The sequence below is a fragment of the Cupriavidus pampae genome (assembly GCF_914271485.1).
Classification (GTDB): Bacteria; Pseudomonadota; Gammaproteobacteria; order Burkholderiales; family Burkholderiaceae; genus Cupriavidus; species Cupriavidus pampae.
Window position 1 is genome coordinate 575,687 of the sequence record NZ_CAJZAG010000002.1, and the last position, 14,281, is coordinate 589,967.

The window sequence follows — 14,281 nt, forward strand, 5'->3', positions numbered from 1 at the left end:
CGTGGCACAACCCGCCATCGTGGCGACACACACAGCGACCGGAAAAATCCTGAATATTGCGACCCTGAGCATTTTTTATTTGTATGAAAGAGTATGAATTGACCGTCGAATGGTAGCGCGTCAAGTTAGCACTCTGTTGCTATGCCGTAATTCGGAAAATAGAGGGGTATGTCGCGGCGGTGCAACGCACTTGCACGATGGTCATGAGGGCCGGTGGGATGTCAGCCCACTCGGTGCCAGCCGCGCGATGTCACGCGCGTGCGCCGGGTATGACTGCTGTAGCGCGGCGATCTGCGCCGCGTCCGCGAGTTCGAACTCCGAGAACTCGAAGCCGGGTGCCACCGTGCATCCCGCCAACGCGAAGCCCTGCTCTTCTCCAACGCGTTCCGCCGCGAACCAGCATCCTGCCGGTACTACCGCTTGAAACGACGTGCCCGGGTGCAGCAGTGGATTACCCAGCCGATGCGTCGTCATAACGCCATCGTCACCAAGTACATATAAGTTTATCGGTGTGCCAGCATAAAAGTGCCAAGCCTCATCCGAGCGAATACGATGCCACGCTGAATAGGCGTTATCCGACAACATGTAATAAATGCCAGTGGACGCTGAGCGCTCCACCCCATCAGGCCGCTTCACGCGCATCGCATCGCGCCACGTCTCGCGATAAAAACCCCCTTCCGGATGCGGCACCAGCCCAAGCTCGCGAATCAATCGCGTCTGCAAATCGTATGTCGTTGTCATGAATGATTGTCTCGCAATGTCATCACGATATTAGGGGAAAGCGGACACGAACTGGTCACAGTGGCGACAAATAATGGGCACCGTCGTCGGGCATACCAAACATGCCCCGCGCGAAAACTCAAAAATATAAACACGATTTTGCCCACACGGAATAAAGAAATGGATCGCCGTCAGTTTCTCAAATGGGGGAGCTTCATCACCGTCTCCGTTGCCACCACCGGTCTCGCCGCATGCGGTGGCTCGGATGACAACCCCGCCTCGTCCCCCACGTCCAATACGCCCCCCGCCACCGGTACTGGCCCGGGTACCACGCCGCAGGCGTTCAGCTTCGCCCATGGCGTGGCATCGGGTGACCCCAAGCCCGACAGCGTCATGCTGTGGACGCGCGTCAACGGCGCCAACGGCACCGAGACCGTCAACGTCACGCTGCAGGTGTCGGCCACGAAAGACTTTGCCACGCTGCTCGTCAACGACGTGCATCAGGTCGTGCCCGACTGGGACTACACGCTTCGCACCAAGGTCGCGAGCCTGACGGCATCGACCACGTACTACTATCGCTACATCGTCAACGGCGTTACCAGCATCACGGGCCGCACGCGCACCGCGCCGGCACCGGGCACGCCGGTGTCGCAGCTCAAGTTCGCGTTCATGACGTGCCAGGACTGGAGCGTCAACCACTGGGGCGGCATGGCCGAGCTCGCCGCGATGGATCTCGATTTCGTGATCCACATGGGCGACTACATCTACGAGAGCGTTGGCGCCAGCTTCCAGACCGGCAAGGCCGAAGCGTCCCACACCGCGCTGACGCTGCCCAACGGCACGCGCCTGGCCGACAACTCCGTGTACGCCACCACGCTCGCGGACTATCGCTACCTGTACAAGACCTACCGCACGGACCCGCGCCTGCAGGCACTGCACGCGGCCTTCCCTGTTATCTCGATCTGGGACGATCACGAGTTCTCCGACGACTGCTGGCAGGATCATCAGACCTACACCATCACGGACGACCAGACCGAGCAGGTCTCGCGCCGCCGCAGCGCCAATCAGGCATGGTTCGAATTCATGCCGGCCGATGTCTCGCTCGATCTCGGCAACCCGTCGTTCCAGAACATCCAGATCTATCGCCAGTTCCAGTTCGGCGACCTCGCCACGCTGGTGATGACCGACGAGCGCCTCTATCGCGCCGACCACGTCATTCCGGAATCGGTCGCAGGCAGCGAAATCGGTAGCCGCTACTTCGTGCCCAAGACCGCGCTCGACGCGGCCTCGGCACTGAAGCAGACCAACGCCGGTGGCGCGCTCACGCCGGTCTCGATGCTCGGCGATACCCAGCGCGCATGGTGGAAGAGCGCGATGAGCAATGCCACCACCAAGTGGAAGCTGTGGGGCAACGAAGTGTCGCTGCTGCGCATGAAGGTGGATGGCACCGCGAGCATCATCGGGTCGATCACTGCCTCGCTGCTCGCGGCAGGTGGCGCCACCGGCAACACCGCGCTGGAGAACGCGGTCAAGGCCGCCGTGACGGCCGACCTTACCGCGGGCAAGGCCAACCCGGCCTATCCGACGCTGCCGTGGACCACGCTGGGCAACCTGCTGGTCAACACGCTGGGCCTGCTGGATCAGAACGAATTCGACAACGAGTGGGCGCCTTCGCTCAATCAAGGGCTGCCCCCGCGCAACCTGCTCGATTCGTTCATCCTGAATGCCGATATGTGGGACGGCTATAACGCCGAACGTAACGACCTGATGGCCCACCTGAAGGGCAACGCCATCGGCAACGTGGTGGCGCTGACCGGCGACATCCACGCGTTCTTCGCGGGCGTGGTGATGGACGATCACGATGCCGGTACCCCGGCACCGGTGATGGTGGACCTGGTGTCCGCCGGCGTGTCGAGCAACTCGTTCTGGAGCTTCCTGAAGCAGGTGGTGGACTTCAACCCTTCGTTCGCCGCAGTGCGTCCGCTGGTCTACACCACGCCGATCAGCGCCGTGATCAACACGCTGAACGACACGCTGAAGACCAACAATCCCACCACGGTGAAGTACGCCGACACGGATGCGCAAGGCTATGCCGTGGTCGCGCTGACGCCGGCCTCGCTGACCTGTACGTTCCACAAGATGGGCAAGCTGGTCAACGGCGCCGCGCCCGCCACCGCGACGGCAAGCATGCAGTCGATCCAGGTGCTGGCCGACGTGACACCGGCCGTGACGGTAGTACCGAGCTAAGTTAAGCCAGGCAAGCCGGGTAAGACCGCGCCAGCGAGCGCGGACTCACCCGGCGTCGAGGATGGCGGCGGATACGGCGACGACAACATCGCGCGCACGTCGAACGCCGGCGCTTCCAGTCGGCGCACGAGTTCGTCGAACGCAACCGGCCGGCTGAACAGATAGCCCTGCCCGATATCGCAGCCGAAGTCTTTCAGCACCGCCACCTGCCACGGGTGCTCCACGCCCTCGGCCACCACCCGCAGCCCCAGCATCTGCGCCATGCCGATCATCGCCAGCACCAGTTGCTTGTCGCTGTGCGACGCCTGCATGTCGTGAATGAACGAGCGGTCGATCTTGAGCTCGCTCACTGGCAGATGCTTGAGTGTCGACAGATTGCTGTAGCCAGTGCCGAAGTCATCGACCGAAATCGCCACACCGGCCGCGCCGAGTTCGCGCACGAACTCCGCCATGCCTTCCCTGTTGAGGAACAGCGAGTTCTCGGTCAGCTCGATCTTGAAGCGACGGCAGTCCAGCCCATGCTCATTGATCGTGCGCAGAACAGACTTCTCCCTGTGCCAGCGCAGCTGCATCGGCGAGAAATTGACAGCGATACGGAAATCGCACGCGAGCGGCAACCCTTCCAGCCGCGCCGCGTGACGGCAGGTCTCATGCAGGACCCAATCGCCGATCGCGCCGATCATGCCGGTTTCCTCGGCAATCGGTATAAATTCCGCGGGCGACACCGCCTTCACGCCATCGCGATTCCAGCGCAGAAGCACCTCGGCCCCGACGATCACACCGGTGGTCAGCGATACCTGCGGCTGCCAGACCAGTGAGAACTCCTCGCGCTCAAGCGCGCGGTGCAGCGCGTTAGAGATATCGAGGCGGTTCAGCATGCGGTCGTGCAGCTTCGGCGAATAGAAATGGCACGCGCCGATACCGTCTTCCTTGGCGCGATACATCGCCGCATCGGCGTTCATGACCAGCGCTTCCGCCGTCACGCCATCGGCCGGATAGCGGCTGACACCAATGCTCGCCGACACATAGCTCTGGATGCCGTCGAGCGCGATCGGCTCCGCCAGCTCGTCGAAGATGCGCCGCGCGGTGGCATTGACGTGTTCCACGTCGACGGTGTCATGCAGGATGAACGTGAACTCGTCGCCGCCAAGGCGCGCCACGAGGTCAGGATCGCTGACGAGCTTGCTGAAGCGCTCGGCGACGACCTTGAGCAACCGGTCACCGAACGAGTGGCCAAGCGTATCGTTGACGTCCTTGAAGCGGTTCAGATCGAGGAACAGCAGCGAGAACTCGGTGCCGCGCCGCGACGACTGCCCGATCGCATGATTGAGGCGCTCCTGAAACAGCTGTCGATTGGGCAGGCCGGTAAGGCTGTCGTAGTAGGCGAGGTGCAGGTATTGCGCGCGCAGGCTCTCGCGCTCGGCCTCGAGCTGCGCCACCAGGACTTCGCGCTCCTGACGGTAGATCTCCGCGCGCCGCACCAGCTCCGCCAGTACGCTCTGCACCGAGATCACGCCAAGATAGCTGCCGTCGCGCTCGAGCACCGGCAGGTGAGCCTGCACAGCCACGCGCATGCGATGCAGCGCGCGCACGGCATCGTCGTCGGCCTGCAGCGCTTCCACCTGCCGCCGCGCGAGCAGATCGCCGAAGCGACGCGATGGGAAAAGCGTGGCCTGACGATCGGTCACGAGGCCGACAAAACCACCGTCCTCCGCAAACACCGCAAATGCGTGCATGCCCTCGGCATCGGCTCCCGCCAGGTCTCGATATCGCTCATCGACGCGTACGCGACGGGCGGAGGGATCGAGACAATCCCCGACTTGCAACGTTTGCATATACACCCAACACGGAATCGACCTTCGCGGCGTGTTTCTAACAGAAATGCGGCGAATTAGCCACCCCGCCTAAGGGTGGCATGCATCACCCCCGGCATCCGTTCTCCTGCTGCACGATTCCTGATCAAATCGAACGACCGCCACTGTTGTATGCATATCGGCGTCACGTGTGGCCCATAGGGCTGCCATTACGATAGCGGCTGCATGTCCTATCGGTCCTGCCCGACCGTCGGCCCTGCTTGTCGGCATGATGCCGGCGCCGTTCATCTGACCGATTACCGCCCGTTCATCGGCACCATTGCCCGCCCCCATGCGCGCACGTCTTCGTTTCCTCGTCCTGTGCGCGCTGCTGTGGTGCGCCGGCATCGCTGGAATCGCCAGCACGGCCGGCCATGCCCACGCCGCGCCGGTGCGCTATCGCTCGATCGCGGTCGATGGCATCAGCATCGCGTATCGCGAGGCCGGCTCGCCCGATCGCCCCACCCTGCTGCTGCTCCATGGCCTGCCGTCGTCGTCGCGCATGTACGACGATCTGATGCGCGCGCTGGGCGACTCCTATCATCTGATCGCGCCCGATTACCCCGGCTTTGGCAACAGCGCCGCGCCGCCTGCCACGCAATTCCGCTATTCGTACGACCGCCTGGCCAGCATGATGCTCGGCTTTGCCGACACGCTTAAGCTAGATCGATACGTGCTGTTCATGCAGGGCGACGGCGCGCCGGTGGGCATGCGCATGGCGCTCGCACGCCCCAATGCGGTGCTCGGCACGATCTTCCAGAACGGCAATATCTACGAGGAAGGATTGGCCCCAGCGTGGGAAGCGCGCCGCCGCTACTGGGTCAACCGCGGCGCGCACGAGCCGGACGTCCGCGCCGCGTTGCTGTCGTTTGCCGCGGTGCGCGGCCGCCATGTCGGCGGCGACCCCGATGTGGATGCCTACGATCCCGACTTGTGGATCGACGAACTCGCATTCCTGCGCCGTCCGGGCACGCTCGATATCCAGACCGATCTCGCGTTCGACTACCGCGACAACCTGTACCGGTATCCGCAGTGGCAGACGTGGCTGCGCACGCGGCAGCCACCCACGCTCGTGTTGTGGGGCCGCTACGATGGCACGTTCACCGAGGCCGGTGCGCGCGCCTTCCGGCGCGATCTGCCCAATGCCTCCATCCGCATTCTCGACGGCGGGCACTTCGTCATGGACACCCGACTCGACGACGTGGCCGTGCTAACGCGCAAGTTCATGGCGGAGAAGATCGCCGCGCGGGCCGCCAGACCCGAGTGATGCAACCGCATTGCGTATAATCCCCTCGTTCGTGGGGAGCACCCTGCTCTCCGCCCAGACTATCCACGCGATTCCATGAGCAAATTCTCGAAATTTGCGCTGAACCTCGTGCTGATTGCTCTGTGTCACCTCCCGCCCGCGATGGCGGCCGAAGGTGGAACGGATGCCAGTGCGCCGCAAGCGCAAGTGCTGTCCCCCGGCGACATTGCCGCCGAACTCAAACGCCTGCAGACCTCGCAGGACCGCATCAAGCAGCAGGCCTCGGCTCCCGATGGCAAGACCCGTCTCGATGGCCTCGACGACGCGCTGCAGGACCTCAATACGGACGTCGACAAGCTGACGGCCGCGCTCACGCCCCAGCTCGCGCAACTGCAGGCTCAGCTCGACGTGCTGGGTCCGCCTCCCGCGCCCGGCACCACACCGGAAGCCGCCGCGGTGGCACGCAAGCGCGCGGACCTCAATACGCGCAAAACGCAGCTCGACGCGGCCGTCAAGCAGGCGGCCGAATCACGCGACAACATCGCGCACCTCAACGATCAGCTCGACAAGCTCAAGCGCAGCCGCCTCAAGGACCAGCTCGCGCTGCGTTCGGAGAGCATTCTCAATCCGCATTTCTGGGCGCCGCTGTTCGACCCCGCCGATGAGGACCGTCGCCGCTTTGGTGCCTTCCTCGACCAGGTGGTGCCGATGGGTCAGCTTGCATGGCAGCCGGGCGCACGCACCGGCACCGTACTGCTGCTCGTGTTCGCGGCACTGCTGTGGACCCTCGGGCGGCGTCTGCTGGAGCGCGGCGTTGCGTGGTACTGCCTGACGTATCTGCCCGCCACGCGGCTGCGGCGCAGCGCGCTGGCACTGGGCACTGCGCTCACTACCGTGGTGACTACCGCCATCGCGGTGCATATGGTGTTTATCGCGTTCACGCGCCTGTACGAGCCGCCGCCCGATCTGGAAGGCCTGCTCAGCGAGATGGCCAAGCTGATGATGACCTGCGCGCTGATCGCGGGTCTCGGCCGCGCGTTGCTGTGCACGCGGCATCCGTCGTGGCGGCTGCCCGCGCTGGCCGATGCGGTGGCCATCGCCATGCGTCCGTTTCCGTCGATCCTGGCCGGCCTGCTGCTGGTGGCCGGTACGCTCGAGCAGCTCAATCGCACCGTCGACACCAGCGTGCCGTTCACGCTGCTGGGGCGTGGGCTGGTCTCGCTCGTGGTGGTCGTGGTCATCGGTGCGGCACTGCTGCGCGCCAATCGCGTACGCAGCGAGCTGGTCGCCGCGGGCGAGCAACCCGAGGCGCGCGCGACACTGGCGGGCCTGATCCACGCGGCCGTCACGCTGGCCACCGTGATCTCGCTCGGTGCGCTGTTGATCGGCTATATCACCGTGGCGCGCTTTCTCACGTACGAACTGGTGTGGTTCGATATCGTGCTGTGCAGCTTCTATCTGCTCACGCAGCTCACGCGCGATGTATGCGAGAGCCTGTTCGCGCCGCAGTACGCCAGCGGGCGCGTGATCAAGCAATTGTTCGGCGTGGGCGACCACCACCTCGAGCAGACCTCGACGGTGCTGTCGGGCATCGGCGTGAGCCTGCTGCTGGTCATCGCCGCCATCGCGCTGATGACGGGCGGCTTCGGTACGACGCCGGCAGAACTCGTCGATAGCGTGCTGCGCGTGCTGGGCGGTGAACGGCTGCGCAGCCTGAACATCATGCCGGACCGCATCCTGAACGCGGTCATCGCGCTCACGGTGGGCGTGTGGCTGCTGCGCTCCGTGCGTCGCTGGCTCGACGCCGAGATGCTGCCCAAGCTCGGCATGGACCCTGGCCTGCGCGCGTCGCTGACGACACTGTTCAGCAACGTCGGGTATGTACTGCTGGTACTGCTGGCGCTGTCGCTGCTCGGTGTGCGCTGGGAAAACCTGGCGTGGATCGTCAGTGCGCTGTCGGTGGGGATCGGCTTTGGCCTGCAGGAGATCGTCAAGAACTTCGTGTCGGGGCTGATTCTTTTGACCGAGCGTCCGGTGAAGGTGGGCGACATGGTCAGCATCGGCGGGGTCGAGGGCGATATCCGCCGCATCAACGTGCGCGCCACCGAGATCCAGCTCGGCGACCGCTCGACCATGATCGTGCCCAACTCGCAGCTGATCTCGCAGAACGTGCGTAACGTGACGATGAGCAACAGCACGCAGGGCGTGGCCACGCTGCAGCTTACGTTCCCGCTCAACACCGACCCCGAGGAGGTGCGGGACCTGCTGCTGGACGCCTACCGCGACAACGAGACCATCCTCGACGTGCCGGCGCCTTCGGTGACGTTCAACCAACTGGCGCCAAACGGCATCACGCTGAGCGTAACCGGTTACGTCGCGAGCCCCCGCGTGACCGGCAACACGAAGAGCGACCTCCTGTTCGAGATCCTCAAGCGCCTGCGCGGCGCCAACATCTCGCTGTCGATGCCGCAGACGCTACGCGTGGAAAACTTCCCGGTACCCGGCAACGAACCGATCGAACGCGCGGCCAGCTGATTTGCCGCTGGTGAGAACTGCAAGCCCATCGCATGCCAACGGTTTTCTCCCCTCTCCCTGGAGGGAGAGGGGCCGGGGGAGAGGGCCCAAGCTTTTGCCAGGCGGGAGTTTTTACAAACAAGCGGTAAAGCCCACACCCAAAGGCTCGCCTTCGCCACACAACCACGCGGGCTCCAGCGCGGGTCCGGAATTTGCGCTGCGAGCGGTTGCCATGACAACCGCCCCTGCCCCCATCCTCAAACCCGGCCACAACTGCTGGCGCCAGGAACATTGCGACCGCTTTGCCATGCTCGTCGATGGCGAAGCGTATTTCTCCGCGTTGCGCGAAGCCCTGCTGCACGCCCGGCACTCCGTGTTTATCCTCGGCTGGGACATAGACAGCCGCATGGAGCTCGTACCTGGCGGTAACCACGATGGCTACCCCGCCCCGCTGCGCGACTTCCTGAACGAGCTCGCGCGCCGCCGCCCGGGCCTGCGCGTCTACGTACTCAGCTGGGACTTCTCGATGGTGTTCGCGCTCGAACGCGAATGGCTGCCCGCCGCACAGGCCCACTGGCAAACCCACCGCCGCCTGTCGTTCCAGCTCGACGGCAATCACCCGCCCGGCGCCTCGCACCACCAGAAGGTGGTCGTCATCGACCATCAGGTCGCATTCGCCGGTGGCCTCGACCTGACCATCCGCCGCTGGGACCGCCATCACCACATGGCCGACGACCCCTTGCGTCGCGACCCCGACGGCAAGCCCTACGCCCCGTTCCACGACGTGCAGTGCATGTTCGACGGCGACGCCGCCGCCGCGCTCGGCGACCTCGCGGCCGAACGCTGGCGCAATGCCACCGGTCGCCCGCCGCGCACGCCCGGCGCCGCCGACCGCCTGCTCGAGGATGCATGGCCTGTTAGCGTGACCCCGGACATCACCGACGTACGCATCGGCATCAGCCGCACCGCCCCCCCGCGCGACGACAGCCCCGGTGTGACCGAAATCCGCGCGCTCCATCTGGACGCCATTGCCGCCGCGCGCGACAACCTCTATCTCGAGAATCAATACTTCACCTCGGGCCTGATCGCCGACGCGCTGCGCGCCCGCCTCGACGAAGACGGCGGCCCCGATATCGCGCTGGTCTCGCGACGCGTGGAGAGCGGCTGGCTCGAGGAATACAGCATGGGCGTATTGCGCGCGCGCCTCTACCGCAAGTTGCGCGCGGCCGATCGCGACAACCGCTTCGCACTGTTCTGCCCGCAGGTGCCGGGCCTCGGCGACGATTGCGTCAACGTGCACAGCAAGGTCATGGTGGTCGACGACACGTTGCTGACGATCGGCTCCGCCAACCTCAGCAATCGCTCGTTCGGCCTCGACACCGAATGCAACATCGTGCTCGAAGCCGCCGGCGATGCACGCATCGCCACCGCCATCCGCACGATGCGCGACCGCCTGCTATGCGAGCATCTGGCCGTGACCCCACGCGAGTTCGACCTCGCCTACCGGCAGAGCGGACGATTGCTCGAAACCTGCGCACTACTGCATCGCCACGAAGGCCGCACGCTCGAACCGTTCGCCCCCGATGTCCCCGAGGACCTCGACGCCGCCTCGCCGTCGGCCGATCTGCTCGACCCGATCGAACCCATCGACAGCGACCAGGTGGTCGAGCAGTTCGTCAGCCACGAAGCCCGCCCACGCGTGGTGAGCCGTGTCGGCATGCTGGTGTTGCTGCTGATCGTGCTCGCCGGCCTCGCATTCGCGTGGCGCTACACGCCATTGCGCGAATGGGCCGATTTCCGCGCGGTACTCGCGCTGGTCCAGCGCGTCGACGACATGCCATGGGCCCCGCTCGCGATGGTGGCCGCGTTTGTACTCGGCGGCCTCGTGCTGATGCCCGTGACGGTGTTGATCGTGGTGACAGTTGTGGTATTCGGCCCGCTCTACGGCGGCGCACTCGCGCTATGCGGCACCGTACTGAGTGCCGCCACCGGCTTCGGCATCGGCCACCTGCTCGGACGCAACGCGGTACGCCGCTTTGGTGGCAATCGTCTCAATCGATTGAGCCAGCAGGTGGGCGATCACGGCATCCTCGCGATGGTGGTCATGCGACTCGTGCCCGTGGCACCGTTCACGCTGGTGAACCTCGTGGTCGGGGCCTCGCGCATCCGGCTGCGCGACTGCCTGATCGGCACCATGATCGGCATGACGCCCGGCATCCTGATTTCGGCCTCGCTGGTCGATCGCATCGCGGCCGCGGCCCGCAATCCGGGCCCGCTGACCTTTGCGCTGGTGCTCGCGGTGCTGCTGCTGCCCGCTTCGGTTCTGCTGTTGCTGCGCCGGCGCAAGCGTAGACGCGAAGCCCACGCGCACGCGGCGGCATAGCGCACAAACTGACGCATGACCTGCGCATGACATGAACGCCCCCGAGCGCCACGCCTCGCAAACGCTGCCCCCTTCGTTCCACGCGGGGCGAGCACTCTCGCCATCGTCCCAGCCGCTGCAAGCGCACACCACGGTGGTCAGCTACAACATTCACGGCGGCATCGGCACCGACGGGCACTTCGTGCCGAACCGCATCGCCGGTGTGCTGGCCGAACTCTCGGCCGACATCGTCGCGTTGCAGGAAGTCGAGACCCGCGCCACCGGTTTCGACATGTTGCAGTTTCTATGCTTGCATAGCGGCCATCATGCGATTCCGGGCCCCACACTCGTACGTGCCGATGGCGACTATGGCAACGCCCTGCTGACCCGTCATCGGCCACTGAGCGTGCGACATATCGACCTCAGCGTGAAGGGACGCGAGCCGCGCGGCGCTATCGATGCGCTGCTGTCCTGCCATGCCGAAGATGCAGGACCCAACGAACGCTTCACGTTACGCGTGATCGCCACCCACCTCGGCCTACGTCCGAGCGAACGACGCTGGCAGGTGCAACGCCTGCTTACCGCGCTCGCGGAAACGCCCGCGCAACCCACAATGCTGCTCGGCGATGTCAACGAGTGGTTCCTGTGGGGCCGACCGCTACGCTGGCTGCACGCGTACTTCGAACGCACACCACATGTGTCGACCTTTCCCTCGCGCTGGCCAGTGCTCGCGCTCGATCGCATCTGGACCTCGCCGCGCGCGCATCTCGTCAAGGTGAACCGTCACGCCACACCGCTCGCGCGCATCGCATCCGACCACCTGCCATTGCGCGCGGTGCTGCACCTGACCGGCGCGACACGCGCCTGAACATCGATGCTGTGATGTCCCACATCGCCTGCATTGCCGCGCCGCGCACCGCAATACGGGTATTTCGCTAGGCTTGCGCGCTTTGTCCGGCCTTGGGCCGCTGCCTATACTGCCTAGGCAATCTGCGCATTGCGAGTGGCCTGATGCGCGCGTCACAAACGAAAAGGAAAAGTGGAGACGGGATGACCAGCGAACAATTCCTTGCCACCCAGGAAACCCGCAAACTGGGCTTGCGCGCGCTACGCGCCGCATTGCTCCAGGTGCATAAGGAAGTCATCGGCTACGATCGCGATCAATACGAACGCGTGCACGGCCCGATACCGGCTGGACAATTTGTGCAACTCGTTACGGAAGAGTCCTTTTTTCGCTGGCTCGATCCGCTATCGCGACTGATCATCGAGATCGATGAGGAGCTCGAGGGCGAGCATCACGACGACACCTGCCGCGCCGTAGCCGGCGCCGCGCAGAAGCTGTTCAGCGAACGTGGCGATGCAGGGTTCCGCAAGCGCTATCAGGAAGCGCTGCAGGATGAGACCGCTGTCACCGTCGCGCACGGACGACTGATGTCCGTGATCGGACAGTTGCGTCAGCTTCCCTGACTGACCGCCTGACCGACCGCGCGCGCGTGGCCGGGCTTGCGCCGCTCCGGCGCATGCGGCAACCGGGGATCGATCGAAACCGGATCGCTCGCTGGAAACGTATCTTCCAGCGCTTCGTCCAATTCGTCCTCCAGCTTCTCGTCCTGACTGCGCGGGTCCGCTTCTGTCGGCTTGGTGGGCTTAGCAGGCTTGGTGGGTTTCGTCATGGCGAGCAATCTCCGGCGGACAGGCATCCGTGAGTGCGATGGTAATGCCACCATGCAAACTCTGCCATTGAAGTGTCAGCGGCCACGGCCTCCACCGCCCCCACCGCCACGCGAGGCGCCATAGCCGCCTCGATAGCCGCCGCGATAACCGCCCCGGTAGCCACCACCGTATCCACCGTGATACCCGCCGTAATATCCGCCACGATATCCACCACGATATCCACCGTAGTACCCACCGCGATAGCCACCGTAGTACCCGCGTCCGTAGCCGCCCCAGTACCCGCCCCAGCCGAAGCGCACACCGCCGTAGTACCCGCCATAGCCGTACGATGGGCCATACCACCACCCGGGGTAATAGGCCGGGTACGCGGGATACGACGCGTATGGATAGCCGCCGTAGTACGTATAGGACGTGCCGTAACTACCGTAGTAACCCGAGGGATAACCGGCGGCATCGACCGTGCCGGACGTCACCGTGCCCGACGAGATGTAGCCGGGATAGCTGCCGTAATAGTTGTTGTAGCCGTAGTAATCCGGATAGGCGACGCACCCGCTCAGCATCAACGCGCCGCCGGCCGCCGTCATCCGCCACCATCCACGCATATCTCGCATCGCCGCCTCCCGTCCGCGCGTGACCCGATGCCACGCGGCAATGAACGTTAGACACTCTAGTTTCGTAGATATCCGATTCCCGAGTGAGATTTGTCTCATTACAGTTTGATTTGTCTCCGCGCCGCACGCGGAGGCCCCATAGAAGTCGAGGTCACCCCTCCCTCGGCTTCCCCCCCTTAGTCCACGCCGGTCCCCGCCGGCGTGGCATTTTTTTGGCCGGTTCTTGTCATTTCGCCCTGCCCGCAGGCTCAGAGACCCTTCTCCACCATCTCCAGCAAACGCTGCGCCAGTGCATCCACCTGCGCCGATGGCCGGCCCTGCAACGGCCCATCGAGCGCCAGCATCGCCAGGCCATGCACGGCGGCCCACGCCAGATACTCGGCGCCGGGACGACGGTCGTCGGCCAGCAGGCCCGCCGCGACCAACCCGTCGAGCGCGGCCGCGAGCAGTTGAAATGGATTGAGTCCACTATGGCCAGCCTTGGCCGGATCGGCGTCTTGCTCGATCTGCTGAATCTGCTCGCGCACCGAAAACGCGGTGCGGAACAAGCCCGTCTCACGCGAGGCAAAACGCAGGTAGCCGCGCCCGACCGCGCGCAGTGTCGCACGCGCGCGCGTGGCGGCATCGGCCTCAGGCGGAATGGCCATCAGGTCGGTGGCCATGGCAGCTTCCATTTCCATGGCCAGCCGCGACAGCGCGGCCGCGCGCACCGCTTCAAGCAGATCCTGCCGATTGGCGAAATGCCGGTACGCCGCATTCGGGACCACGCCGGCGCGGCGCGTCGCTTCCCGCAGCACGATCGCGTCCGGACCGCCCGCCTGTGCGAGATCGATGCCGGCGTCCAGCAACGCACGGCGCAGGTCACCGTGACGATAGGTAGTGCGTGCCGGCGGCTCCGCTACCGTCGGGGTCATACGGGTCATGCCGCCTCCCATGCGAATGCCGTCTGTCACGCTCCGATTGAGCGTGTGTTGATAGTAGACAGTGTACACAACGCATCCGAAAAGCGCCCTTGTAGTGGCACACGCGCGCGTGCTTTCCGGACAGGCTCGGT

At 64.8% G+C, this 14,281-nt stretch carries 11 protein-coding genes; 6 read left to right on the forward strand and 5 right to left on the reverse strand.

All coding sequences use genetic code 11. The annotated features are described in order from the left end of the window. Nucleotides 1–201: 201 nt before the first annotated feature. Nucleotides 202–741, reverse strand: coding sequence for a cupin domain-containing protein (locus tag LDO41_RS06810; RefSeq protein WP_223983566.1), 540 nt, complete (start codon nt 739–741; stop codon nt 202–204). 159 nt (nt 742–900) lie between these two features. On the opposite strand from LDO41_RS06810, the gene LDO41_RS06815 reads away from it, so the two are divergent. After that, the gene (locus LDO41_RS06815) at nt 901–2,967 is read left to right on the forward strand and encodes an alkaline phosphatase D family protein (RefSeq protein WP_223983567.1); all 2,067 of its coding nucleotides are present in this window, start codon (nt 901–903) and stop codon (nt 2,965–2,967) included. Here LDO41_RS06815 and LDO41_RS06820 read toward each other — a convergent pair. Beyond that, on the reverse strand, nt 2,964–4,802 hold the full coding sequence (locus tag LDO41_RS06820) for a putative bifunctional diguanylate cyclase/phosphodiesterase (protein ID WP_223983570.1): 1,839 nt from the start codon (nt 4,800–4,802) through the stop codon (nt 2,964–2,966). The genes LDO41_RS06815 and LDO41_RS06820 overlap by 4 nt on opposite strands. A gap of 310 nt (nt 4,803–5,112) precedes the next feature. Between LDO41_RS06820 and LDO41_RS06825 the strand changes: the two genes are divergently transcribed. The 5 genes from LDO41_RS06825 (at nt 5,113) to LDO41_RS06845 (ending at nt 12,409) form a co-directional block, all read left to right on the forward strand. Then, nucleotides 5,113–6,087 carry an alpha/beta fold hydrolase gene (locus LDO41_RS06825; RefSeq protein WP_223983573.1) on the forward strand — a complete coding sequence of 325 codons (975 nt, stop codon included), beginning with the start codon at nt 5,113–5,115 and terminating at the stop codon, nt 6,085–6,087. A gap of 75 nt (nt 6,088–6,162) precedes the next feature. Next, a complete protein-coding gene (locus tag LDO41_RS06830; RefSeq protein ID WP_223983574.1) occupies nt 6,163–8,601 on the forward strand; it encodes a DUF3772 domain-containing protein in 2,439 nt (812 codons plus the stop codon). A 211-nt stretch (nt 8,602–8,812) separates the two neighbouring features. Next, the gene (locus tag LDO41_RS06835; RefSeq protein WP_223983578.1) at nt 8,813–10,963 is read left to right on the forward strand and encodes a VTT domain-containing protein; all 2,151 of its coding nucleotides are present in this window, start codon (nt 8,813–8,815) and stop codon (nt 10,961–10,963) included. Nucleotides 10,964–10,994: 31 nt separating this feature from the next. Next, complete coding sequence (locus LDO41_RS06840; protein ID WP_223983581.1) at nt 10,995–11,810, forward strand: endonuclease/exonuclease/phosphatase family protein; 816 nt, start codon at nt 10,995–10,997, stop codon at nt 11,808–11,810. Between the two features lie 182 nt (nt 11,811–11,992). After that, nucleotides 11,993–12,409 carry a hypothetical protein gene (locus LDO41_RS06845; RefSeq protein ID WP_223983584.1) on the forward strand — a complete coding sequence of 139 codons (417 nt, stop codon included), beginning with the start codon at nt 11,993–11,995 and terminating at the stop codon, nt 12,407–12,409. On the opposite strand, the gene LDO41_RS06850 is transcribed toward LDO41_RS06845, so the two are convergent. From LDO41_RS06850 to LDO41_RS06860, 3 genes are all read right to left on the reverse strand, one after another. After that, nucleotides 12,397–12,615: a hypothetical protein gene (locus tag LDO41_RS06850; RefSeq protein WP_223983587.1), complete on the reverse strand. Its 219-nt coding sequence runs from the start codon at nt 12,613–12,615 to the stop codon at nt 12,397–12,399. The genes LDO41_RS06845 and LDO41_RS06850 overlap by 13 nt on opposite strands. A gap of 75 nt (nt 12,616–12,690) precedes the next feature. Next, nucleotides 12,691–13,227: a hypothetical protein gene (locus LDO41_RS06855; protein WP_223983591.1), complete on the reverse strand. Its 537-nt coding sequence runs from the start codon at nt 13,225–13,227 to the stop codon at nt 12,691–12,693. Nucleotides 13,228–13,475: 248 nt separating this feature from the next. Further along, nucleotides 13,476–14,141 (reverse strand): TetR/AcrR family transcriptional regulator, encoded by a 666-nt coding sequence (locus tag LDO41_RS06860; RefSeq protein WP_223984289.1) that lies wholly within the window; start codon nt 14,139–14,141, stop codon nt 13,476–13,478. Between the last annotated feature and the right edge of the window lie 140 nt (nt 14,142–14,281).

What these genes read in the sequence shown, in the direction of transcription:
- LDO41_RS06810 (WP_223983566.1), bottom strand. Translation starts at nt 741, where the DNA reads ATGACAACGACATACGATTTGCAGACGCGATTGATTCGCGAGCTTGGG.
- LDO41_RS06815 (WP_223983567.1), top strand. Translation starts at nt 901, where the DNA reads ATGGATCGCCGTCAGTTTCTCAAATGGGGGAGCTTCATCACCGTCTCC.
- LDO41_RS06820 (WP_223983570.1), bottom strand. Translation starts at nt 4,802, where the DNA reads ATGCAAACGTTGCAAGTCGGGGATTGTCTCGATCCCTCCGCCCGTCGC.
- LDO41_RS06825 (WP_223983573.1), top strand. Translation starts at nt 5,113, where the DNA reads ATGCGCGCACGTCTTCGTTTCCTCGTCCTGTGCGCGCTGCTGTGGTGC.
- LDO41_RS06830 (WP_223983574.1), top strand. Translation starts at nt 6,163, where the DNA reads ATGAGCAAATTCTCGAAATTTGCGCTGAACCTCGTGCTGATTGCTCTG.
- LDO41_RS06835 (WP_223983578.1), top strand. Translation starts at nt 8,813, where the DNA reads ATGACAACCGCCCCTGCCCCCATCCTCAAACCCGGCCACAACTGCTGG.
- LDO41_RS06840 (WP_223983581.1), top strand. Translation starts at nt 10,995, where the DNA reads ATGAACGCCCCCGAGCGCCACGCCTCGCAAACGCTGCCCCCTTCGTTC.
- LDO41_RS06845 (WP_223983584.1), top strand. Translation starts at nt 11,993, where the DNA reads ATGACCAGCGAACAATTCCTTGCCACCCAGGAAACCCGCAAACTGGGC.
- LDO41_RS06850 (WP_223983587.1), bottom strand. Translation starts at nt 12,615, where the DNA reads ATGACGAAACCCACCAAGCCTGCTAAGCCCACCAAGCCGACAGAAGCG.
- LDO41_RS06855 (WP_223983591.1), bottom strand. Translation starts at nt 13,227, where the DNA reads ATGCGAGATATGCGTGGATGGTGGCGGATGACGGCGGCCGGCGGCGCG.
- LDO41_RS06860 (WP_223984289.1), bottom strand. Translation starts at nt 14,141, where the DNA reads ATGACCCCGACGGTAGCGGAGCCGCCGGCACGCACTACCTATCGTCAC.